Source organism: Ottowia beijingensis (assembly GCF_042680925.1).
Classification (GTDB): Bacteria; Pseudomonadota; Gammaproteobacteria; order Burkholderiales; family Burkholderiaceae_C; genus Ottowia; species Ottowia beijingensis.
The window spans coordinates 80,847-101,205 of the sequence record NZ_JBHUEP010000001.1 but is presented as its reverse complement, the minus strand read 5'-3'; the positions used below and the strand labels follow the sequence as shown (position 1 = coordinate 101,205).

21 protein-coding genes are annotated in these 20,359 nt (G+C 69.1%); 6 read left to right on the top strand and 15 right to left on the bottom strand.

Annotated elements, in window-relative coordinates:
• Nucleotides 1–19 precede the first annotated feature (19 nt).
• Entirely contained in the window at nt 20–376 is a 357-nt protein-coding gene (locus ACFSCU_RS00485; protein ID WP_180550459.1) for a response regulator, read from the bottom strand.
• A 319-nt stretch (nt 377–695) separates the two neighbouring features.
• Between ACFSCU_RS00485 and ACFSCU_RS00480 the strand changes: the two genes are divergently transcribed.
• Nucleotides 696–1,538, top strand: coding sequence for a glycine zipper 2TM domain-containing protein (locus ACFSCU_RS00480; protein ID WP_180550460.1), 843 nt, complete (start codon nt 696–698; stop codon nt 1,536–1,538).
• Nucleotides 1,539–1,605: 67 nt separating this feature from the next.
• On the opposite strand, the gene ACFSCU_RS00475 is transcribed toward ACFSCU_RS00480, so the two are convergent.
• Together ACFSCU_RS00475 and ACFSCU_RS00470 are read right to left on the bottom strand one after the other, a co-directional pair.
• On the bottom strand, nt 1,606–1,923 hold the full coding sequence (locus ACFSCU_RS00475; RefSeq protein WP_180550461.1) for a chaperone modulator CbpM: 318 nt from the start codon (nt 1,921–1,923) through the stop codon (nt 1,606–1,608).
• Between the two features lie 18 nt (nt 1,924–1,941).
• A complete protein-coding gene (locus tag ACFSCU_RS00470; RefSeq protein WP_377559485.1) occupies nt 1,942–2,949 on the bottom strand; it encodes a DnaJ C-terminal domain-containing protein in 1,008 nt (335 codons plus the stop codon).
• 152 nt (nt 2,950–3,101) lie between these two features.
• Between ACFSCU_RS00470 and ACFSCU_RS00465 the strand changes: the two genes are divergently transcribed.
• Entirely contained in the window at nt 3,102–3,839 is a 738-nt protein-coding gene (locus ACFSCU_RS00465) for an ABC transporter substrate-binding protein (RefSeq protein WP_180550462.1), read from the top strand.
• A 150-nt stretch (nt 3,840–3,989) separates the two neighbouring features.
• On the opposite strand, the gene ACFSCU_RS00460 is transcribed toward ACFSCU_RS00465, so the two are convergent.
• Nucleotides 3,990–4,901 carry a DMT family transporter gene (locus ACFSCU_RS00460; protein WP_180550463.1) on the bottom strand — a complete coding sequence of 304 codons (912 nt, stop codon included), beginning with the start codon at nt 4,899–4,901 and terminating at the stop codon, nt 3,990–3,992.
• Nucleotides 4,898–5,407, bottom strand: coding sequence for a flavin reductase family protein (locus ACFSCU_RS00455; RefSeq protein WP_180550464.1), 510 nt, complete (start codon nt 5,405–5,407; stop codon nt 4,898–4,900). The genes ACFSCU_RS00460 and ACFSCU_RS00455 overlap by 4 nt, the downstream gene beginning before the upstream one ends.
• Before the next feature lie 80 nt (nt 5,408–5,487).
• Between ACFSCU_RS00455 and ACFSCU_RS00450 the strand changes: the two genes are divergently transcribed.
• A complete protein-coding gene (locus ACFSCU_RS00450; RefSeq protein WP_377559484.1) occupies nt 5,488–6,282 on the top strand; it encodes an alpha/beta fold hydrolase in 795 nt (264 codons plus the stop codon).
• Between the two features lie 203 nt (nt 6,283–6,485).
• Here the strand turns inward: ACFSCU_RS00450 and ACFSCU_RS00445 are convergent, their stop codons facing one another.
• The 6 genes from ACFSCU_RS00445 to ACFSCU_RS00420 all read right to left on the bottom strand — a co-directional run bounded on the left by ACFSCU_RS00445 (nt 6,486) and on the right by ACFSCU_RS00420 (nt 12,246).
• Nucleotides 6,486–6,908 (bottom strand): universal stress protein, encoded by a 423-nt coding sequence (locus ACFSCU_RS00445; protein ID WP_377559482.1) that lies wholly within the window; start codon nt 6,906–6,908, stop codon nt 6,486–6,488.
• A gap of 47 nt (nt 6,909–6,955) precedes the next feature.
• Nucleotides 6,956–7,825 (bottom strand): metallophosphoesterase, encoded by an 870-nt coding sequence (locus tag ACFSCU_RS00440; protein ID WP_180550465.1) that lies wholly within the window; start codon nt 7,823–7,825, stop codon nt 6,956–6,958.
• Nucleotides 7,826–7,917: 92 nt separating this feature from the next.
• Nucleotides 7,918–9,768, bottom strand: a complete 1,851-nt coding sequence (locus ACFSCU_RS00435) for a phosphoenolpyruvate carboxykinase (GTP) (RefSeq protein WP_377559742.1) — start codon at nt 9,766–9,768, stop codon at nt 7,918–7,920.
• 317 nt (nt 9,769–10,085) lie between these two features.
• Nucleotides 10,086–10,223 carry a hypothetical protein gene (locus tag ACFSCU_RS00430; RefSeq protein ID WP_180550466.1) on the bottom strand — a complete coding sequence of 46 codons (138 nt, stop codon included), beginning with the start codon at nt 10,221–10,223 and terminating at the stop codon, nt 10,086–10,088.
• Between the two features lie 50 nt (nt 10,224–10,273).
• Nucleotides 10,274–10,702: a PaaI family thioesterase gene (locus ACFSCU_RS00425; protein WP_377559481.1), complete on the bottom strand. Its 429-nt coding sequence runs from the start codon at nt 10,700–10,702 to the stop codon at nt 10,274–10,276.
• Complete coding sequence (locus ACFSCU_RS00420; protein ID WP_333706098.1) at nt 10,702–12,246, bottom strand: mechanosensitive ion channel; 1,545 nt, start codon at nt 12,244–12,246, stop codon at nt 10,702–10,704. The genes ACFSCU_RS00425 and ACFSCU_RS00420 overlap by 1 nt, the downstream gene beginning before the upstream one ends.
• A gap of 255 nt (nt 12,247–12,501) precedes the next feature.
• Between ACFSCU_RS00420 and ACFSCU_RS00415 the strand changes: the two genes are divergently transcribed.
• Nucleotides 12,502–14,838, top strand: coding sequence for an ATP-binding protein (locus ACFSCU_RS00415; protein ID WP_377559480.1), 2,337 nt, complete (start codon nt 12,502–12,504; stop codon nt 14,836–14,838).
• Here ACFSCU_RS00415 and ACFSCU_RS00410 read toward each other — a convergent pair.
• From ACFSCU_RS00410 to ACFSCU_RS00400, 3 genes are all read right to left on the bottom strand, one after another.
• A complete protein-coding gene (locus ACFSCU_RS00410) occupies nt 14,835–15,470 on the bottom strand; it encodes an AAA family ATPase (RefSeq protein WP_180550467.1) in 636 nt (211 codons plus the stop codon). The two genes, ACFSCU_RS00415 and ACFSCU_RS00410, sit on opposite strands and share 4 nt — an antisense overlap.
• 137 nt (nt 15,471–15,607) lie before the next feature.
• Nucleotides 15,608–15,964, bottom strand: a complete 357-nt coding sequence (locus tag ACFSCU_RS00405) for a type II toxin-antitoxin system Phd/YefM family antitoxin (protein ID WP_180550468.1) — start codon at nt 15,962–15,964, stop codon at nt 15,608–15,610.
• Between the two features lie 83 nt (nt 15,965–16,047).
• Nucleotides 16,048–17,991 carry a RecQ family ATP-dependent DNA helicase gene (locus ACFSCU_RS00400; RefSeq protein WP_377559478.1) on the bottom strand — a complete coding sequence of 648 codons (1,944 nt, stop codon included), beginning with the start codon at nt 17,989–17,991 and terminating at the stop codon, nt 16,048–16,050.
• A 73-nt stretch (nt 17,992–18,064) separates the two neighbouring features.
• Here ACFSCU_RS00400 and ACFSCU_RS00395 point away from each other — a divergent pair, with 73 nt between their 5' ends.
• The gene (locus ACFSCU_RS00395) at nt 18,065–19,111 is read left to right on the top strand and encodes a homocysteine S-methyltransferase family protein (RefSeq protein WP_180550469.1); all 1,047 of its coding nucleotides are present in this window, start codon (nt 18,065–18,067) and stop codon (nt 19,109–19,111) included.
• 89 nt (nt 19,112–19,200) lie between these two features.
• On the opposite strand, the gene ACFSCU_RS00390 is transcribed toward ACFSCU_RS00395, so the two are convergent.
• The gene (locus ACFSCU_RS00390) at nt 19,201–19,941 is read right to left on the bottom strand and encodes a hypothetical protein (RefSeq protein WP_180550470.1); all 741 of its coding nucleotides are present in this window, start codon (nt 19,939–19,941) and stop codon (nt 19,201–19,203) included.
• Between the two features lie 151 nt (nt 19,942–20,092).
• Between ACFSCU_RS00390 and ACFSCU_RS00385 the strand changes: the two genes are divergently transcribed.
• Nucleotides 20,093–20,320, top strand: coding sequence for a helix-turn-helix domain-containing protein (locus tag ACFSCU_RS00385; RefSeq protein WP_377559740.1), 228 nt, complete (start codon nt 20,093–20,095; stop codon nt 20,318–20,320).
• Nucleotides 20,321–20,359: the final 39 nt, after the last annotated feature.

Genomic DNA, 20,359 nt, shown 5'->3' with positions numbered 1-20,359 from the left:
GTGTCGCCGGCGTCGGGCGTCAGAGCGACAGCAGGCGGCGCAGCGCCGCCAGATCGACCGGCTTGCGGAAGTAGTGGTCGACGCTGTCGAAGGTCTGGCTGACGCGCGCGTCGTCCGGGTCGCTGCCGCTGATGGCGATCAGCACCATGGCGTCGCCGTAGCGCTGGCGCAGCTCGCGCGTCAGTTCATGGCCGTCCATGCCGGGCATGGCCACGTCCAGCAGCACCATGTGGGGGCGAAATTGCTCGATCAGCGACAGCGCGCGCTCGCCGCTGGTGGCCGTCTGCACCTGGTAGCCGTCCAGCTCGAGCGCCGCGGCCAGCATGTCGGCGGCGTCCAGCTGGTCGTCGACCACGACCACACGGACATCGGCCATGGGCGCCGCAGATTCTGGCGACAAGGATGAACCCGTCATTGAAGACCCTTCCCTGGTCATCTGAACCCTGAAACCCAGTGCCTGGACATCGTCCACATGGCTTCGCATCGCTGGTTTCATGGCGTGGAAGGGCAGGTGCGGGATTATCGCTGGGCGTAGGTCATTTTTACTATGCAAAATGACATAGAAGCCGCGTTCGTTGACCTGTGACAAGTCCACGGCCTGGTGACGCGCGTGTAAAGATGGTCTGCCGCCGCTGGGGCCCGGGCGTTGAACCTGTTGGAAGGGCGCCACGGTGCGCGCCTTGAAGGAACTCGATATGCATCCCTCTGCTGTCCTTACCCGCACCACGCTGGAGCTGGGGCTGGCCGTGCTCGCCGCGGGCGGTGCTGCCGCGCAGGGCGTGGTCAACGCCCGCGTGCTGTCGTCCACCCCGGTCTGGGAGCCGGTGCCGGTGTCCGACTGTGCGCCCGGCAGCTACGGCGGCCGCACCTCGGGCGGTGGTGCCGGCGTGGGCGCGGTGATGGGCGGGCTGATCGGCAGCCAGATGGGCAAGGGCTCGGGCCATATCGCCGGGGCCATTCTGGGCGCGCTGGGCGGTGCCATGCTGGGCAACGCGGCCGAGGCTTCACAGGGTGGCTATTACGGCGGCTACCCCGGCCAGTGCGGCACGCGCTACGAGAACCGCGTGACGGGCTACGACGTGACCTACGAAATGGGTGGTCGCCAGTACCAGACCCGCACCGCGCAAGCCCCCGGCGCCTGGATCCAGGTGCCTGGCGATCCGTACTACAACCAGGGTGGCTACGGCGCGGTGCAAAGCTACCCGGTGAACCCGCCGCCGGTGGCGGGTTATCCGCTGCCGGCCTACCCGGCCGCGGGCGAGCAGTCGGGCGTGGTCACGGCGCCGCCAGTGGCGTATGGCGGCTATCCCAGCCCTTATCCGGCCCAGGGCTATCCGCCGCCATACCCCGCCCAGCCGTACCCGGCGCCGGTGTACCGGCAGGCCTATCCGCCACCCGCGTATCCCGCGTACCCGGCACCGGTCTACGTGCGGCCGGCGCCGGCCTACGTGGCGCCGGTGGGCGTCAACCTGTCGATCGGCGGCGTCATCGGCGGCCGCCACAGCCGCGGCGGGGTGGGCGTGGGCATCGGCTTCTGAAGCCGAACGCTATATTAAAGATAGCTGTCAGCGCTTGCAGCACAATCGCTGAAGGCCGATTTGACACTTAATCCAGCAGCCTGAGCTGACGCCGCAGCCGCGCCACTTCTTCCATCAGGTCGGCCGCCAGCGCGGCCAGTTGCGGGTCGGCGTCGTAGGTGTGTTCCAGCTCGGCGATACGGCGCGCGCGCGTCAGCGTGGCGCCGGCAAAGCGCCATTCGGCCGCGCCGCCGCCGGCCAGCGGCTGCAGCACGCCGGCTTCCACGCGGGTGAGCACCCACTCAGGCGGCATATGGCAAGCCTGCGCCAGCTGCTGCAGCGTCAGCGCGGCGTCGTCCAGCAGTTCGACCAGCTCGGCAGGAACGGAAATGGGCATCGGGCTCATGTCGGTGTGCTCTCCCAATCAAACGCGGCGCGGGTCGAACCCGGGGTAGGCCTTGGCCAGCGCTTCCCAGGCGGCCTTCTGCTCGGGCGTGACGGCGCCGGGCACGGCGATCTCCAGCTCCAGGAACAGGTCGCCCGGCGTGGCCGACGACGGAATGCCGCGCCCCTTCAGCCGCAGCTTGCGCCCGCCGCCGGAACCGCTGGGCACGGTCACTTCCACCGTCTTGCCGTCGGGCGTGGTGACGTGGACGGCGCCGCCGGTGGCGGCCTCCCACGGCGTCACGCGCAGCTTCTGCGTCACGTCGCGGCCGTCGATGCGCCAGCGTGCGTCTGGGCGGAACTGCACTTCCAGGAACAGGTCGCCCGCCGGCCCGCCGCCGAAGCCGGGGCTGCCCTGGCCGGCCAGGCGTATCATCTGGCCTTCCTTCACGCCTTGCGGAATCTTCACCTGCAGCGTGCGCTCCTCAGGCACCACGTGGCCCTGCGCATCCACCTTGGCGCCGCGCAGGTTGATGCTGCGCTCGGCGCCGCGGTAGGCGTCGATCAGCTCCAGCTCGATGCGGGCGTGGTGGTCCTCGCCGCGCATCTGCGCCTGCGTGCCGCCACCCGCGCGGCTACGCGGACCAGCGCCGCCGCTTGCTCGCGCGCGGCCGAACATCTGCTCGAAGAACTCGCTGAAGTCCTGGTTGTCGCCGCCGAAATGCTGGCGGAACGCCTCGCCCCCGCCCGCGCCGCCGTCGCGGAACTCGTAGCCGGTGTTCCAGCCGGGCGGCGGCCGCACGTCGTCGCCCGAGCGCGCGCCGGCGGCCCAGGCCTGCGCGCCCACGGTGTCGTAGGCGGCGCGCTTCTCGGGATCGCTCAGCACGGTGTTGGCCTCGTTCACCTCGGCCATGCGGGCGGCGGAATCAGCCTCCTTGCTGACGTCGGGGTGGTACTTGCGCGCCAGCTTGCGGAAGGCCTTCTTGATGTCGTCCTGCGTGGCGCTCTTGTCGACGCCGAGGATCTGGTAGTAGTCCTTGAACTGCATGCGCTTCTCGGGTGGGTGGGGGATCGCGTGGCGAATGCACGCGCCGTCATTGCCGCCTCAGATGCGGGCCATTGTCCCATTTGCAACGCCGGCGGTGGACGTGCGGGCACCGTAGACTTGTCGTTTTCATCGGCTTCGCATCGTTTCGCACCATGTCCACCCCGCTCCCGACCGAGATCGTCCAAGCCTTCACCCCCGCCGGCGTGCTGCGCGCTTCCATCAACCTGGGCAACCCCATCCTGGCCGGGCGCAACGCGGCCGGCGAGCCGGCGGGCGTGTCGATCGACCTGGCGCGCGCCTTCGCCGAGCGCTTGGGCGTGGGCTGCGAGCTGGTGGTGTTCGAGAAGGCGCAGGCCTCGGTCGAGGCGGTGCGCGGCGAGCAGGCCGACATCGGCTTCTTCGCCATCGACCCGCTGCGCGGCGAGGGCATCCGTTTCACCGCGCCCTACGTGCTGATCGAGGGCGCGTATCTGGTGCGGCAGGATTCGCCGCTCGCCGACAACGCCGAGGTCGACGTGCCCGGCCGCCGCGTGGTGGTGGGCCAGGGCAGTGCCTACGACCTGTTCCTGTCGCGCGAGCTGAAAAGCGCCAGCATCGAGCGCGCGCCCAGCTCGCCCGACGTGGTGCCCACGTTCATGGCGCGGAACGCCGACGTGGCGGCCGGCGTGAAGCAGCAACTGGAGGCCGACGCCGCACGCCTGGGCGGGCTGCGCCTGCTGCCCGGGCGCTTCATGGTGATCCAGCAGGCCATGGGCCTGCCCGCCGGGCGTGGCGAGACGGCGCAGGCCGCGCTGGCGGCGTTCGTCGAAGAGATGAAGGCGAGCGGCTTCGTGGCCGAAGCGATGAAGCGCCATGGCGTGCAGGGCGCGGCGGTGGCGCCGGCGGCCTGAGCGCCTGTGCTTCTGTGGGAGCGGGCTTGCCCGCGATCAGCGCTGATCGCGGGCAAGCCCGCTCCTACAAAAAAACTATGAATTTAATAGCTGCTGGCGCTTATGGGACGGGAGCTGCAGGCCGATTTGGCTTGAAGCCTTCCGCTGCCCTCACACCCGCGCCTTGCCCGGCACGCGCCGGTTCACCAGCACGATGCCCACCGCCACCAGCGCCAGCGCCAGCAGCAGCGATGCCGTCACCGGCTCGCCCAGCCACAGCGCCCCCGCCAGCAACGCGAACAGCGGCGTGAGGAACACGAAGGCCGAGATGCGCGTGGCCGGGTAGTGCGCCAGCAGCCACATCCACACCAGGTAGCTGGCGAAGGCGCCCACCACCGTCTGCGCCGTCATCGACACCGTGGCGAAGGCGCTCCACCGCCAGTTCCACGCCTCGCCCAGCGCCAGCGACAGCAGCGGCAGCGTGACGGCGCTCACGCCCACCTGGTAGAACAGCATCTTCGACGGCGCCGCGCGCACCAGCGCGGTGGAGCGGATCACCACCGTGGTCAGTCCCCACAGCGCGCCGGCGGCCAGCCCCAGCAGGTCGCCGCGCCAGGTGATGCCGGCCCCGCCAGCCGTGAAGCCTTCGCGCAGAGCGAACACCACCGCCGCGAAGGCGCAGGCCAGGCCAATCCACTGGATGCGGTGCAGCCGCTCGGCCGGCACGAACAGCGGCAGCAGCAGCGCCACCCAGAACGGCGAGGTGTAGAGAAACACCGTCAGCCGCGAGGCCGTGGTGTATTGCAGGCCGATGTAGATGGCCGCGAACTCGGCCGCGAACAGCAGCCCCGCCAGCAGCCCCGGCCACAGCGTGCCGTCGCGCGCGAACAGCCGCACGCCGCGCCACGCGCACCACAGCCCCAGCAGCAGCGTGGCGCCGACGAAGCGCACCGCCGCCTGGAACACCGGCGCCAGCTCGGGCAGCGTGGCCTTCACCAGCACCTGCTGCACGCCCCAGAAGGCGCAGCAGGCCAGCAGGATGACGACGGCGCGGCCGTCGAGGTGTTCCTGGCGCCCGGTCACAGCGGGTGCTCGGTGTAGAAGCGGCCGCCGTGAAACAGCAGCGGCGCGGCGCCCGGCCGGTGGTCGCAATGCTCCACCTGGCCGACGAAGATCACGTGGTCGCCCTCTTCATAGCGGCTGCGGTTGAAGCATTCGAAATGCGCCACCGCGCCGTCGATCAGCGGCGCGCCGGTCACGCCGGGGCGCCACGCGGTGCCGGTCCAGCGGTCGCCCACCGGGGCGGCAAAGCGCAGGGCCAGCTCCTGCTGCTCGGCGGCGAGCACGTTGATGGCGTAGTGCGTGCCGGTGGCGAAGGCTTCCAGCGACATCGAGCGCTGGCTCAGGCTCCACAGCACCAGCGGCGGATCGAGCGAGACCGAGTTGAACGAATTGGCCGTCAGCCCCACCAGCTCGCCCGTCGCCGTGCGCGCCGTGACCACGGTGACGCCGGTCGCGAACATGCCCAGCGCGGCGCGGAATTCGAGCGCGGAGAAGGCGGGGGCGGTGGCGCGAAGGGGCAGGTTCATCGGCGGGCGGCGGGGCAGCCGGCCATGATAGCGAGCGGGCCACGGCCCTGCTGTCGCCCGGGTAGCCGTAACATGGCCGCATGGCGCGTGTTCCCACCTACAGCTCCCTGGGCGCCGGCCCGCTGGTCGTGCTGCTGCACGGCGCCGGCGGCGGCTTCCGCTCCTTCGCGCCGCAGGTCGAGACGCTGGCCAGCCTGGGCTTTCGCGCGGTGGCCTGGAACATGCCTGGCTACGGCCTCAGCCCGCCGATCGAGCCGTACGGCTTCAAGGGCCTGGCCGAAAGCTGCATCGCGCTGATCGAGGCGCTGGCGCCGGAAGGCGGCGCCGAGCCGGTTGCCCTGGTCGGCCACGGCCTGGGCGGCATGGTGGCGCAGGAGGTGGCGCTGCGCCGGCCCGACCTGGTGCGCCAGCTGGTGCTGGTGGCCACGGCGGCGGCCGTGGCGCCGGGCGATGCCTACAGCCGCCACGCGGCGCAGGGCCTGGGCTGGCTCGACGAAGGGCGCGACATGACGGCCATCGCCGAGGCGCTGCTGCCGCAGCTGGTCAGCCCGCGCGCCCTGCCGGCCGGCGTGCAGCTGGCACGGCACGTGCTCACGCAGGTGCATGCGGCGACGTGGCGGCGCGCGCTGCAGGCGCTCAGCGGCTTCGACCGCCGCGCGGCGCTGGGCCACATCCACGTGCCCACGCTGCTGGTGGCGGGCGCGCAAGACACGGTGGCCCCGCCCGCCGTGCTGCAGGGCATGGCCGCCGCGGTGAGCGGCGCGCGCTGCGTGAGCCTGGCCGATGCCGGCCACCTGCCGCACCTGGAGCGGCCGGACGAGTTCGACGAGCTGCTGCTGGAGTTTCTGCGCCACGCCAGGGCGTGGCTGCATTGAGCAGGCAACCGTGGGGCGCCGCCTGACGCGGCTTCAGGACCTGCCGCCACCAAGCTTTGGATATACTTATTGGGAGTATACGTCTCCAGCGCCCAATTGACGGGCGCTAACGGAGAGGTGGTGGGGGAGTATAGGGTGGGCCGCACCATGAAGGCGACCCGGGCCGCGCCGCCGGCGGGCGCGCCGGCGGCGGCGTGCCCCGCTCAGCGCACCAGCAGCACCGGCGTCTGGCAGTTGGCCAGCACGCGCGTGGCCACCGAGCCCATCACCAGGCTGCCCAGCGCGCCGTGGCCGCGCGAGCCCATGATGATCATGTCGAACTTGCCGCTCTCGGCCGTCTTGGCGATGGTCTCGCCGGCGTTGCCGACCTTGGCCAGGCTCTTGACCTTCAGGTCGTGCCGGCCGAGGAACTTGACCACCGGGTCCAGCACCTTGGCGGCCTCTTCGGCGTAGTACTGGTCCACCACTTCCTTGCCCACCGCAGCGCGGGCCCGCGGCGGCAGCGCGCCCTGCACGGTGAGGGCGGTGAACTCGTTGTCACCCGAGAACATCTCCAGGTGCGTGGTCACATAGGCCAGCATCTTCTTGGTGTACGAGCTGCCATCAACGGCCAGAAGAATCTTCATCGGTGGTCTCCTTGTGGAAGGTGGGGGAATGCTTCAAGTCTAAGGCTTCAGGCGGCGGCGTCGCGCGGGCCATCGGGCATCGGCGGCGGCGCGGGCGCGCGCTCCAGCGCGATGGCGAGTTGCGGCGCGAACGCGGCCTGCTCGCCCTTCTTCTCGTAACCCAGCGGGTTGGCCACCACGCGGCAGCGGCCGCTGTCGTCGCGCCAGTCGATGGCGCAATGCAGGTGCCCGTGCAGCCACAGGTCGGCCAGCGGCAGCAGATCATCCAGCGCATTGCAGAAGCCCGCCGTGCCCGGCCGCAGGCCATAGCGCGGATCGGCGCTGCGCAGGCTGGGCGCGAAGTGCGTGACGACGACCGTCGGGCCGTCGAACGGCTCGGCCAGCGCGGCGCGCAGCCAGGCCTGGCACACCAGCGCGTGTTCGCGGATCTGCTCGGCCAGGAACGGCGCGCCGCCGCGCGTGGTGGCGGCGATGCGCAGGTAATAGTCGGCGGCGCGAAACGCCTTGTGCCGCGCCTGCAGCTGATCGGCCAGGCTGGCCGTGGGCCCGCGCGGCGCCAGCGCGTCGAAGTCGGCCCACAGCGTGGTGCCGACGAAGCGCACGCCGTGCAGCACGATCGTCTCGCGCTCCAGCCAGATCAGCCCCAGCCGCTCGCAGGTGGCGCGCAGGCGCGCGTGCGTGGCGTCGAAATCGAGCGTGTCGTACTCGTGGTTGCCCGGCACCACGATCACCGGCACCGGCCAGTCGGCGAAGCGGCCCAGCCCGAAGTCCTCGTCGCCCAGCGCCGACAAGGCCGAGCCGCCCTGGTACGAGCCGATGTCGCCCGCCAGCACCAGCACGTCGGCGCCCGGCGCGCGTTGGGGCTGAAAGGCGCTGTTCTCTTCGAGGTGCAGGTCGGACAGGAGCTGGATGTGCATGGGCTGGGCCGAGTGTCGCACGCGTGGGCTGCTGTGGCAGTCCACAAAAAAGCCCCGCACGCGGCGGGGCTGGGGCGCGGGGTGCGTCAGCCTCAGACTGCGGCCAGACGCGCTTCCATCGCTTTCTTGGTCTCGGTCATCTGCGCGGGCAGGCCCTGGGCCAGTTGCGCGAACAGTTCGTCGTGCAGGGCGAACTCCTCTGCCCAGGCGTTCTGGTCGATGCTGGTCACGTTGGCGAACTGCTCGGGGCTGAAGGCCAGGCCGTTCCAGTTGATCTCGCCATAGGCCGGCGCCACGCCGAACATGGTCTGCTGGCCGGCAGCGCGGTTTTCGGCGCGGTCGATGATCCACTTGAGCACGCGCATGTTCTCGCCGTAGCCGGGCCAGACGAACTTGCCCTCGGCATTCTTGCGGAACCAGTTGACGCAGTAGATGGCCGGCAGCCTGGCGCCCTGCGCCTTGAGCTGTTCGCCCATCTTCAGCCAGTGGCCGAAGTAGTCGGCCATGTTGTAGCCGCAGAAAGGCAGCATGGCGAACGGGTCGCGCCGCACCACGCCCTGCGCGCCGAAGGCGGCGGCGGTGGTCTCAGAGCCCATGGTGGCGGCCATGTACACGCCCTCGGTCCAATCGCGCGCCTCGGTGACCAGCGGCACGGTGGTGCTGCGGCGGCCGCCGAAGATGAAGGCGTCGATGGGCACGCCGGCCGGGTCGTCCCAGGCCGAATCGAGCGCAGGGTTGTTGGTGGCGGCGACGGTGAAGCGGGCGTTGGGGTGCGCCGCCTTGCGGCCAGCCTTGCCGTCCTCGGGCGTCCAGTCCTTGCCCTGCCAGTCGATCAGGTGCGCGGGCAGGGTGGCGCCAGCGTCTTTTTCCATGCCTTCCCACCACACGTCGCCGTCGTCGGTGAGGGCCACGTTGGTGAAGATGACGTTTTCATTCAGGCTCAGCATGCAGTTGGGGTTGGTCTGCATGTTGGTGCCGGGGGCAACGCCGAAGTAGCCCGCCTCGGGGTTGATGGCGTACAGCTTGCCGTCGCGTGGCTTGATCCAGGCGATGTCGTCGCCGATGGTGGTGACCTTCCAGCCCTCGAAGGCCTTGGGCGGCACCAGCATCGAGAAGTTGGTCTTGCCGCAGGCGCTGGGGAAGGCGGCGGCGACGTGGTACTTCTGGCCCTCGGGGTTGGTCACGCCCAGGATCAGCATGTGCTCGGCCAGCCAGCCCTGGTCCTGGCCCATCTTGGAGGCGATGCGCAGCGCGAAGCACTTCTTGCCCAGCAGCGCGTTGCCGCCGTAGCCCGAGCCGTAGCTCCAGATTTCGCGCGTCTCGGGGTAGTGGACGATGTACTTCACATCCGGGTTGCAGGGCCAGCTGGTGGTGTCTTTTTCGCCTTCGGCCAGCGGCGCGCCCACGGTGTGCACGCAGGGCACGAACTCGCCGTTCTCGCCCAGCACCTCGATGGCGCCACGGCCCATGCGCGTCATCAGCTTCATGTTGACGGCGACATAGGCGCTGTCGGAGAGTTCCACGCCGATGTGGGCGATGGGGCTGCCCAGCGGGCCCATGCTGAAGGGGATGACGTACATGGTGCGGCCGCGCATGCAGCCGTCGAACAGCGGCTGCAGCCGTTCGCGCATCTCGGCCGGCGGCGTCCAGTTGTTGGTGGGGCCGGCGTCTTCCTGGCGTTCGCTGCAGATGAAGGTGCGGTCTTCGACGCGCGCCACGTCGGACGGGTCGGACCAGGCCAGGAAGGAGCCGGGGCGCTTGGCCGGGTTCAGCTTCTTGAAGGTGCCGGCGTCGACCAGCTGCTGGCACAGGCGGTCGTACTCGGCCTGGCTGCCGTCGCACCAGACCACGCTGTCGGGCTTGCACAGCGCCACCATCTCGCCGACCCAGGCGATCAGCTTGGCGTTCTTGACGTAGTCGGGGACGTTCAGGTCCTTGACCATCCCGGGGGTCAGGGGTGCGTTCACGGGCATTGCTCCTAAGTTTTGAAAATCGCTCTTTCCGAAGGCCCGTGCCTTGGGAAAGCGGACTTCTCAGGATGGCCGAGGCGCTGAAAGCACTGGCCGGGCCAGCGGATGCACAAAGGTGTGGCGGAACGCCCGGCGCAAGGTGACGATTTTATGAAATCGGGCCGACACCCCGCTGACGGACGCCGCGACGCAGCAAGCGACCAGCGGGCGTCAGCAAATCACTATTTATTTGATAGCTGCCCGCGCAGATGGGGCGGGCGCTGGAGCCTGATTTGATGCCTGAAACGGGTTCAGGCCATCTTCACCGCGATGAAGGCCAGCAGGAAGATCATGATGGCGCCGGCCAGCGGAATCACCACCGGAATGTGCTTGGTGATGTCTTCGACCGGATCGTGGTGAACGGTGTCGTCGTGGGCTGGCGCGGACATGGAAGGCCTCTTCAACGTAAGGAATCAGTCATTCTAGCGACAGCCGCAAGCTACAGCAGGGCGTAGGTGGTACTGGCGCGGCACACGCTCTGGCCGTCGCGGGCGCCGCGCAGGTCGATCTCGCCGAACGCCAGGCTCTTGCCGGCCCGCAGCACCCGCGCCTCGACCAGCGCATCCTGGCCCGACAGCGGCTTGAGGAAGCTGGTGTTCAGCTGCACCGTGGTGCAGGGCCGGAACTGGCCGAAATGGCGCATCAGCGCCAGCACCATGGCGGTGTCAGCGGCGGCCATCATGGCCTGGCCGCACAGCATGCCGCCCTGGCGTGCCAGCGCCGGCGTGACGGGCAGGCGCAGCACCACGCTGCGCTCGCCCACGCACTCCACGCGCAGGCCGAGCGCCTGCACCCAGGGGGCAAACAGCTCGGCCAAGGCGGATTGCAGGGCAGCGGCGTCGGGTGCCGCTGCGGTGGGTGCGTGCATCAGGGCAGGTCGTTGGTCGGCGGCAGGGGGTTGCCCGGCGTGGGCGGCACGGCGCCGGTGGCGGGCGGCAGATCGGCCGGCTTGTCCTTGCACAGCCGGTCGGCCCAGCGCGAGGCCAGGCGGCCCGCCGCCTCGCGCCCACCCAGGCCGAAGGCCAGCGCCACGGCCACCGCCACGGCGCCCAGCGTCAGGCCGAAGGCCAGGTTGACGATGTCGTCGGCAATGCCCATGGCGCGCAGGCCCATGGCCAGCACGATGCCCAGGATGGCCAGGCGTGCGATGCGCGCCAGCATGGTGCCGCGGGCTTCGCCGCTGGCGCGGGTGATGGCCTCGTAGGCCACGTTGGCCAGCATGAAGCCGATGATCAGGATGGCCGAGCCCAGCAGCACGTCGCCGGCGAACTCGATGAAGGTCATGATCATGTCGCTGAAGCGATGGAAGCCCAGCTGGTTGCCGGCTTCGACGATGGCGAACAGCATGGCGAACAGCAGTGCGATGCGCCCCACCAGCACCGACGGCTGCGTGCGCACGAAGGCATGCTGCATGTTCAGCTTGGCCGGCAGGGTGTCGAAGCCGACGTTGCTCAGCAGGCTGGACAGCAGGCGCGTGGCGAACGAGGCCACCAGCCAGGTGATCAGCAGGATCAGCCCGGCCGCGATGATGCGCGGCACGGCGTCCAGCAGCATGGCCAGCATCTCGGTGGCGGGGCGCGAGATGGCCTCGATGCGCAGCGCGTCCAGCGCGGCGATCAGCGCCGGCACGAACACCACGATGAACACCAGCAGGCCGGCCAGGCCGGAAATCTGCACCGTGCCCGCCAGCCCGGCCTTGTTGCCGATCTGGTCGGCGCCGGCCGAGCGCAGCAGGTTGGTCGTCAGGTTGCGCAGCACGGTGGCCACGATCCAGCCCACGCCGCCTATCACCAGCGCGGCGACGATGTTGGGCAGGATGTCCACCGCCCGGGTCGTCATGTCGCGCAGCGGCGAGAGCAGGCCGTCCATCTGCAGCGTGCCCAGGATGGCCGGCACGAACAGCAGGATCACCAGCCAGAACAGCGCGTTCGACAGGCTCTCGCTGATCGGCGAGATGTTGGCGTGCTCGGACAGCTTCTCGTCGAACGAGGTGCGGTCGAGCACCTTCTGCACCAGGCCGCGCACCAGCGTGGCCACCAGCCAAGCCAGCAGCGCCAGCAGCACGGCGCCCAGCAGGCGCGGCGCGTATTCAAACAGCTGCGTGGTCAGCGCGGCGAACGAGCCGGACACCATGGCCAGGTTGAGGGCATTGAACATGGCCGCCAGCGTGAGCAGCATGACCACCCAGAACAGCACCAGCGCCACCACGCCCTCGATGTCCACCGGCTTGCCGGTGGTGCCGGAAAAGCGCTGGTTGAGCCGCAGCGCACCCAGCGCCTTGCGCGTGCCGGCCTTGACCAGCGCGGCCACGAACCAGCCAATGATGAAGATCGCCAGGGCTCCCAGCACCTGCGGGATGTGGACGCCCATTGAGTTCTGCAGCGACATCCACATCGTGTTCCAGTCGTTCATTCCGACACTCCTCGCATGATTTGACAACTTTGGTCACAACATGATCGCCCGGTAGCGTGACAGCGTCAACCGCGCGACCTGTAGGACGCGACCCCAATGTGCACCGATGCGCCCGCCCGCAGCCGGCCAAAGTGCGCAATAGTTGTGCCCACGGCGCCACACAGGGAACCCGGAGGGCCGTGGCGCTGTCTTCCACCCCGAACGCGATTGCGTTAAGGTGACATTTGTGTTGGCGCAACCCCAGGGAGGCTGCTGATGGCGAAACGGACGATCACGGTGCGTGAACAGGCGGGCATGCTGGCCACGCCTGGCTTGGCCACGGCGCCGGTGCTGGATCTGATGTGTTCGCATTTCGTGCTGACACTGGCCGCGCAGCAGGGCAGCAAGTTCAACGTGCGGCGCGACATCAACGGCCTGATGGCGCTGGCCGGCCGCCACCTGCTGTGGCCCGAACCGGTGCTGCTGCGCCTGCGCGAATTCCTCACCCGCCGCTGCAAGGACAACGAGTTCTGGCGCGGCCACGAGGCGCTGTCGAATGCCGAATTCCTGGAACGCCACGGCATCTGGCGCGGCCCGTATGAAGAAGGCACGCTGTTCTTCTACCTGGACGAGTACGCCAAGGACTCGCCCAAGGACCTGCTGGCGCTGCTGGCCAGCACCGGGCAGTGGCTTAACCACGCGCTCAAGAAGCAGTCCACCCTGGTCGAGAAGAACATCGACGCGCTGTCGAACCTGTTGCAGCTCAACAAGGCCGAGCGCGCGCTGCTGCTGTACGGCACCCTGGCGCGCTACCAGCGCGATCTGCGCAGCATCCTGGTCGAGTTCAAGGTCAACAACGCCCCCGAGGCCTACGCCGCCATCGCCACCATTGCCGGCGTGACCGCGGCCGAGGTGGGCGAGGCCCTGCGCGCCGGCGGCCGGCTGGAGCGCATCGGCCTGGTCGAGAACCTGATCTCCGAGCACAGCATCACCGACCTGGCCGACCTGATGAAGGTCAGCGAGAAGCTGCCGCCGGTGCTGATGCGCGAATACCGCGACCGCGCCGAGCTGATGGCCGTGTTCACGCGCCCGGCCGCCCGCAGCGAGCTGAAGAGCAGCGATTTCGAATTCGTCGGCGACGACGTGCAGGTGCTGGTTCACCTGCTGCGCAAGGCGCAGGCCACCAAGGCGCAGGGCGTCAACGTGCTGCTGTACGGCCCACCCGGCACCGGCAAGACCGAACTGGCCAAGGTGGTCGCCGCCGAGGCGGGGCTGGACCTGTTCGAGGTCGAATACGCCGACCGCGACGGCAACAGCCTGTCGGGCCGCGACCGCTACCGCTCGATGCAGATCGCGCAGGTGTTCCTGAAGGGCTCGCAGGAGGCGGCGCTGCTGTTCGACGAGGTGGAAGACGTGTTCCCGCCCATCAGCGTCGATGCCGCCGGCCTGATGGCGCGCGCCGAGCAGCAGGCCATGCCCGCCGGCATGGGCCACAGCGTGAGCGGCAAGGCCTGGGTCAACCAGATCCTGGAAAGCAACCCGGTGCCCACCATCTGGGTCACCAACCGCATCGAGCAGATCGACCCGGCCTTCCGCCGCCGCTTCGCCTATCACCTGGAGCTGAAGTCGCCCCCGCCCGGCGCGCGCGAACAGCTCATCCGCAAGAGCCTGGCCGATGTTGCCGTGAGCGACGAATTCGTCGCCAAGCTGACCGAGCGCAAGGGCCTGACGCCGGCGCAGATCCGCACCGCCGTGCGCTTTGCCGACCTGGCCCACGTGGGCGAGGTGCCCGGTGGCGAAGCCTTCGAGGCCCTGATCGAGCGCCAGCTGAAGAACTCCGACGCCGCGCTCGGCCGCAAGGCCGATACCGGCACGAGCAAGGGCCTCCGCCAGGTCACCACCTACGACCTCGGCATGCTGAACGTCGAAAGCCGCTTCGAAATCCCGCGCATCGTCGAGGCGCTGAAGGCGCGCGGCCACGGCGCGCTGTGCTTCTACGGCGCGCCCGGCACCGGCAAGACCGCGCTGGGCGAATACATCGCGCAGCAGATGGACCAGCCGCTCATCATCAAGCAGGCCAGCGACCTGGTGAGCAAGTACGTGGGCGAGACCGAGCAGAACATGGCTGCCATGTTCGAGGAGGCCACGCAGGAGAAAGCCGTGCTGCTGCTGGACGAGGCCGACAGCTTTTTGCTGGACCGCCGCGGCGCGCAGCGCAGCTACGAGGTGACCGAGGTCAACGAGATGCTGCAGCAGATGGAGCGCCACCACGGCGTGTTCATCTGCACCACCAACCTGCTCGACCGCATCGACCAGGCGGCGCTGCGGCGCTTCACCTTCAAGATCAAGTTCAAGCCGCTCACCGCCGAGCAGCGCGAGCGCATGTTCGTCACCGAGGCGCTGAAGGGCGACGCCAACGCGCTGACCGATGAGGTGCGCCGTCGCCTGGCCAAGCTGGAGCAGTTGGCGCCCGGCGACTTCGCCGCCGTCAAGCGCCAGACCGACATCCTGGCGGCCGAGTTCACGGTCGAGGAGTTCCTGGAGCAGCTCGAGGCCGAGCACCGCATCAAGCCCGAGGTGCGCGAGCAGCGGTCGATGGGGTTCGTGCACTAAAGCTGAAGCGCCGCCTCCAGCACCGGCTTGGCCCAGTCGGGCGTGGCGGCCAGTTGCGCGGGGGCGTCCGGCGCGGGCCAGGCCAGCCGGCCGCGCTGAATCACCGCCACCGGCACCGGGTCGGGCACGGCCTCGCCCGGCGGCACGCTGGCGGAGTTGTCGAACAGGCGCACTTCGGCCAGGTGCGGCAGCAGGGCAATCAGGTTGGCGACGGAGGCGTTCCAGCGCTCGCGGATCTTCGCTTCGGGGATGTCGTGCCCGCCCGCCGCCACGCGCGCCTGCACGCGGGCCAGGTGCAGCTCGGGCGAGGCCAGGCCGCAGAACCACACCAGCACGTCGTGCGTGCTGGCCGCGCCCTGCAGCCGCGCCGCGACGCTGCGGCCGCCCAGCGTGGTTTCGAAGGCAAAGCTGCGGCCGGCGGCCACGGCTTCGTCGAGCCGGCGCATGCCTTCCTGCCAGGCAGCGGCGTTGGCGGCAGTCTGGTCCATGCCGGTGGCGGCGATGAGTTCGCGCGCAAAGCGGTCGGGGTTGAACCAGGCCAGGCCGGCGCGCGTGAGCAGGTGGCCGCCGATGCTGCTCTTGCCGGCGCCGTTGACGCCAGCCAGCACGTAGAGGACGGGGCGGGTGGGCATGGGGTGGCAGCCAAAGGAGGGACTTGCTGAATTTTTTCAGGTACTAAAAAAGCCTTCAGCGCCTGTTCATCGGGCGCAAGCAGCTTCTTTTTTGATACTCAAGAACGGCGCCAAATCGCTATCGCTTGATTTCGGCCTCAATGGCTGTCGCCGGCCTTGACCTGGCCTTGCAGCGCGGCCGGCGCGCCCAGCACGGCGCGCAGCCGGTCGGCCGCATCGTCCTCGGCCAGCGCGGCCAGCCGCGCGTCGAAGCGGCGGCGCAGGGTGTCGAGGGCGGCGTCCTGCTGCGCCTGCGCGCCTTCGGCGGCCTGCATCAGGCGCTGGTATTCGTCGGTGGAGAGGATCACGGCCTCGGGCTGGTCGTGGTTGGTGACCAGCACCTTGCCTTCGCGCCCCACGGTGCGCATCACGCCGCGCCAGCCCAGGCGCTTGACGTCGGACGCGGGCGTGCGGGGCAATTGGGCGAAGCTGTCAAGACGCAGGGCGTGGGCCATGGGAACCTCCTTCACGGGCGAATGGGGCCATTATCCCTTGTTTGGGGAAATTGGCCAATTTGCCGTGATGGGCCACTTTCGGTTCACGCGGCGCTCCGGCTCACCCGCAGCACCTCGTCGCCATAGCGCTCGAGCTTGGTGGCGCCAATGCCGCTGATGCCTTGCAAGTCGTCCAGCGCCTGCGGGTCGCGCGCGGCGATCGCCGCCAGGGTGGCGTCGTGGAAGATCACGTAGGCGGGCAGGTTGTGCTCGCGCGCCACCTCGCCGCGCCAGGCTTTCAGGGCGGTGAAACGGGCCTGCGCGGCGCTGTCCAGGTCGGCCGCCGCGGGCGGTGGCGTATCGGCGCGGCGCGGCTTGCGCACGCGCTCGCGCGCCGGGGCGGCGCTGGCGGCGCGCAGGCGCACCGGCTGCTCGCCGCGCAGGATGGGGCGCGCGTCGGGCAACAGCTTGAGGGTGTTGTAGGCCTGCGCATCGACCTGCAGCGCACCCACGGCGATCAGCTGGCGCAGCACGCCGCGCAGCTGCGCCTCGCTGAACTCGGCGCCGATGCCGAAGGTGGACACGCGCTCATGCCCGAACTGCGCCAACTTGTCGGTCGATTTGCCGCGCACGATGTCCATTATGTGCCCGGCGCCGAAGCTCAGGCCGCTTTGCTGCTGCACGCGGTAGATGGTGGACAGCAGCTTGCGCGCCGCATCGGTGGCGTCCCAGACCTCGGGCGGGTTCAGGCAGTTGTCGCAGTTGCCGCAGAAGGTGGCGGTATAGCGGGGTTTTGAATCAAATTGGCCTTCAGCGCCCGCCTGGTCAGCGCAAGCAGCTTCTGAATCGATAGCATCCATGCGCTCGCCGAAGTAGCCCAGCAGCCGCGCGCGGCGGCAGTCGGTGGCCTCGGCCAGGGCCAGCAGGGCATCGAGCTTGCCGCGCATCACCTGCTTGAAGTCTTCCTCGGCCGGGCTCTCGTCGATCATGCGGCGCTGGTTCACCACGTCCTGCAGGCCGTAGGCCATCCAGGCGTCGGCCGCATCGCCATCGCGGCCGGCGCGGCCGGTCTCCTGGTAATAGCCTTCGATGTTCTTGGGCATGTCGACGTGGGCGACGAAGCGCACATCCGGCTTGTCGATGCCCATGCCGAAGGCGATGGTGGCGCACATCACGATGCCGTCCTCGCGCAGAAAGCGGTCCTGGTTGCGCTGGCGCTCGTCGGCGGGCAGGCCGGCGTGGTAGGGCAGCGCGCTGATGCCCTGCGCGCACAGCGTGGCGGCCAGTTCCTCGCAGCGCTTGCGGCTCTGGCAGTACACGATGCCGGCCTCGCCTTCGTGCTGCTGCTGGATGAACTGCAGCAGCTGGCGCGTGGCGTCCTTCTTCTCGACGATCGTGTACCGGATGTTCGGCCGGTCGAAGCTGCTGACGAAGGGTTCGGCCGCCTGCAACTGCAGGCGTTCCACGATGTCGGCGCGCGTCACGTCGTCGGCGGTGGCCGTCAGCGCCACGCGCGGCACGCTCGGCCAGCGCTCGTGCAGCACCGTCAGCTGGCGGTATTCGGGCCGGAAGTCGTGTCCCCACTGGCTCACGCAGTGCGCCTCGTCGATGGCGAACAGGCTGAGCTGCCCGTGCGCGTGCAGCGTGTCCAGCAGGCCCAGAAAGCGCGGCGTGCCCACGCGCTCGGGCGCGGCGTACAGCAGCGTCAGCTGGCCGGCCAGCAGGCGGCGTTCGATGTCCTCGGTCTGCTCCCAGCCCTGCGTGGAGTTGAGGAAGGCCGCCGCCACGCCGGCCTCGTGCAGCGCGCCGACCTGGTCGTGCATCAGCGCGATCAGCGGCGAGATGACCAGCGTCACGCCATGCCCCGCGCGCTGCCGCGCGATGGCGGGGATCTGATAGCACAGGCTCTTGCCCCCGCCGGTGGGCATCAGCACCAGCGCATCGCCACCGGCGGTGACGTGCTCGACGATGGCCTGCTGCTGGCCGCGGAAGGCGGCGTAGCCGAAGGTCTCGTTCAGGATGGCGAGGGGGGCGGTCGGGGCGGTCACGGGGCGAAAAGCAAAACACCCGATTGTCCTCGTTGCGGGCGGGCGCATGCCCCGCTGCCTAGAATCGCGGCCCATGCAACCCATCGCCTACACGCGCGCCGCTGCGCTGCCCGACATCCTGCGACAACGCCTCGTCATCCTCGACGGCGCCATGGGCACCATGATCCAGCGCTTCAAGCTGACCGAGGCGCAGTACCGCGGCGAGCGCTTCGCCGACTTCCACCGCGACGTGAAGGGCAACAACGAGCTGCTGTCGCTCACGCGCCCTGACGTGATCCGCGACATCCACGAGAAGTACCTGGCCGCCGGCGCCGACCTGATCGAGACCAACACCTTCGGCGCCACCAGCATCGCGCAGGCCGACTACGACATGGCGCACCTGGCGCGCGAGATGAACGTCGAATCGGCGAAGCTGGCACGCGCCGCCTGCGACAAGTATTCGACGCCCGAGCACCCGCGCTTCGTCGCTGGCGCGCTCGGCCCCACGCCCAAGACGGCCAGCATCAGCCCCGACGTGAACGACCCCGGCGCGCGCAATGTCGATTTCGAGGCACTGCGCGCCGCGTACTACGAACAGGTCGAGGGCCTGGTGGAAGGCGGCGCCGACGTGCTGCTGGTCGAGACCATCTTCGACACGCTCAACGCCAAGGCCGCGTTGTTCGCCATCGACGAGTTCTTCGAGAAAAGCGGCGAGCGCCTGCCGATCATGATCAGCGGCACGGTGACCGATGCCTCGGGCCGCGTGCTGAGCGGCCAGACGGTGACCGCCTTCTGGTACAGCGTGCGCCACGCGCAGCCGTTGTCGATCGGCCTGAACTGCGCGCTGGGCGCCACGCTGATGCGCCCCTACATCCAGGAGCTGAACCGCGTCGCGCCCGACACCTTCATCAGCTGCTACCCCAACGCCGGCCTGCCCAACCCGATGAGCGACACCGGCTTCGACGAAACGCCCGAGGTGACGAGCCGGCTGATCCACGAGTTCGCCGCCGAGGGGCTGGTCAACATCGTGGGCGGCTGCTGCGGCACCACGCCGGATCACATCGGCGCCATCGCCCAGGCCGTGGGGCCGCTGAAGACGCGCGGCGTGCAGCCGGCGGGGTTCTACCGCGCGGCGGCATAACCCCTGCGCTTTTGTCTTGGCGACAAGCGCGGCAGTGGGCCGGGCCATGGGAAGCCCGCGCCACTGCACTTGGCGTTCAGGACGCCGACTTAGTCCTTACGGGCAACGTAGATGAAGCCGTCGCTCTTGGCACTGTTCAGGGCCAAAGCCCACAGACTGCGCTGGGCAGTGTCATACACGGCAATGCCCCTTACCGTGGTGCCGTGGCCCAGCGCGCAGGTGCTGCCCTGAAAAGTGATCGTCACATCGTAGACGTTCTTGCCCGATGCACGTGGCAACACCCAGCCGGCCCCGCCGCAGCCCTGGGTGCTGGGTAGGGTGATCAGACCGTCGACACCAATGCTGACCCCGTAGGCCTGCGGGAAGGTCGTGCCAGTGACGCCCTCGCCCGAAAAGAAACCCACGAGGGTCGCCAGTGACGCCGGCTGATCGTAGCTGTCGTCGTAGCGGCCGGTGAATGTCGATCCGTTGGAGAGGCGGACGTCGATCTGGTTTCGGGCACTGAAAGTGCCGGCGTAGCTGGCGTCGCTGACGCTGCGGGCCGGCAGATTGAAGTCCCGGCCCGAACCCGAAAGCTGGTCACCCCTGAAGCTGGTGGTGCCGGTCAAAGCGCCAACGATGTAGCCACCCGACGCATAGATGCCCCAGCTTTGGCCGTCCTCCAGCACAGCAACAAAGACATCCGTGCCGGTCGAGGCATGGCCGACCCAGAAGCCCTCCGGGCTCGCCTGCGGCGTGGGCTCCGGAACGGGGGTGTCGTCGTCTCCGCTGCCGCCGCAGGCGGTCAGCACTGTGCACAGCAGCGCGACCACTGCCAGTTTCTTGCTCATATGTCCTTCCTTCTCCGAATTGATCATGGTGGGCGTCAGCCCAGATGATCGTAGCGTAAAAGTCGTAAATGGACTATTCCGATTAGGAATTCAGCATCGGCGCGTGCCCGTCTCCGTCCATCACCCGCGCTACCAGGCCCTGCAGGCGGCGATGACGGCTTGTCGCAAGAAGGCTGGGCTATCGCAAGCCCTGTTGGCGCAGCAACTGGAGGTCGGCCAGTCCTACGTGTCCAAGATTGAACGCGGAGAGGCCTACGTCGATGTGCTGCTGTTCGTCGACTGGTGCCAAGCCTGCGGAGTCAGGCCAGGGGTCGCTCTGGACCGTGTGCTGGCCACTTTGCCAAGCCCCACGGGTCGCCCGGTCAAGCCCAAAAATTGAAAGTTTCTGGTGATGGTCACGTAATGATGTCGATGAATT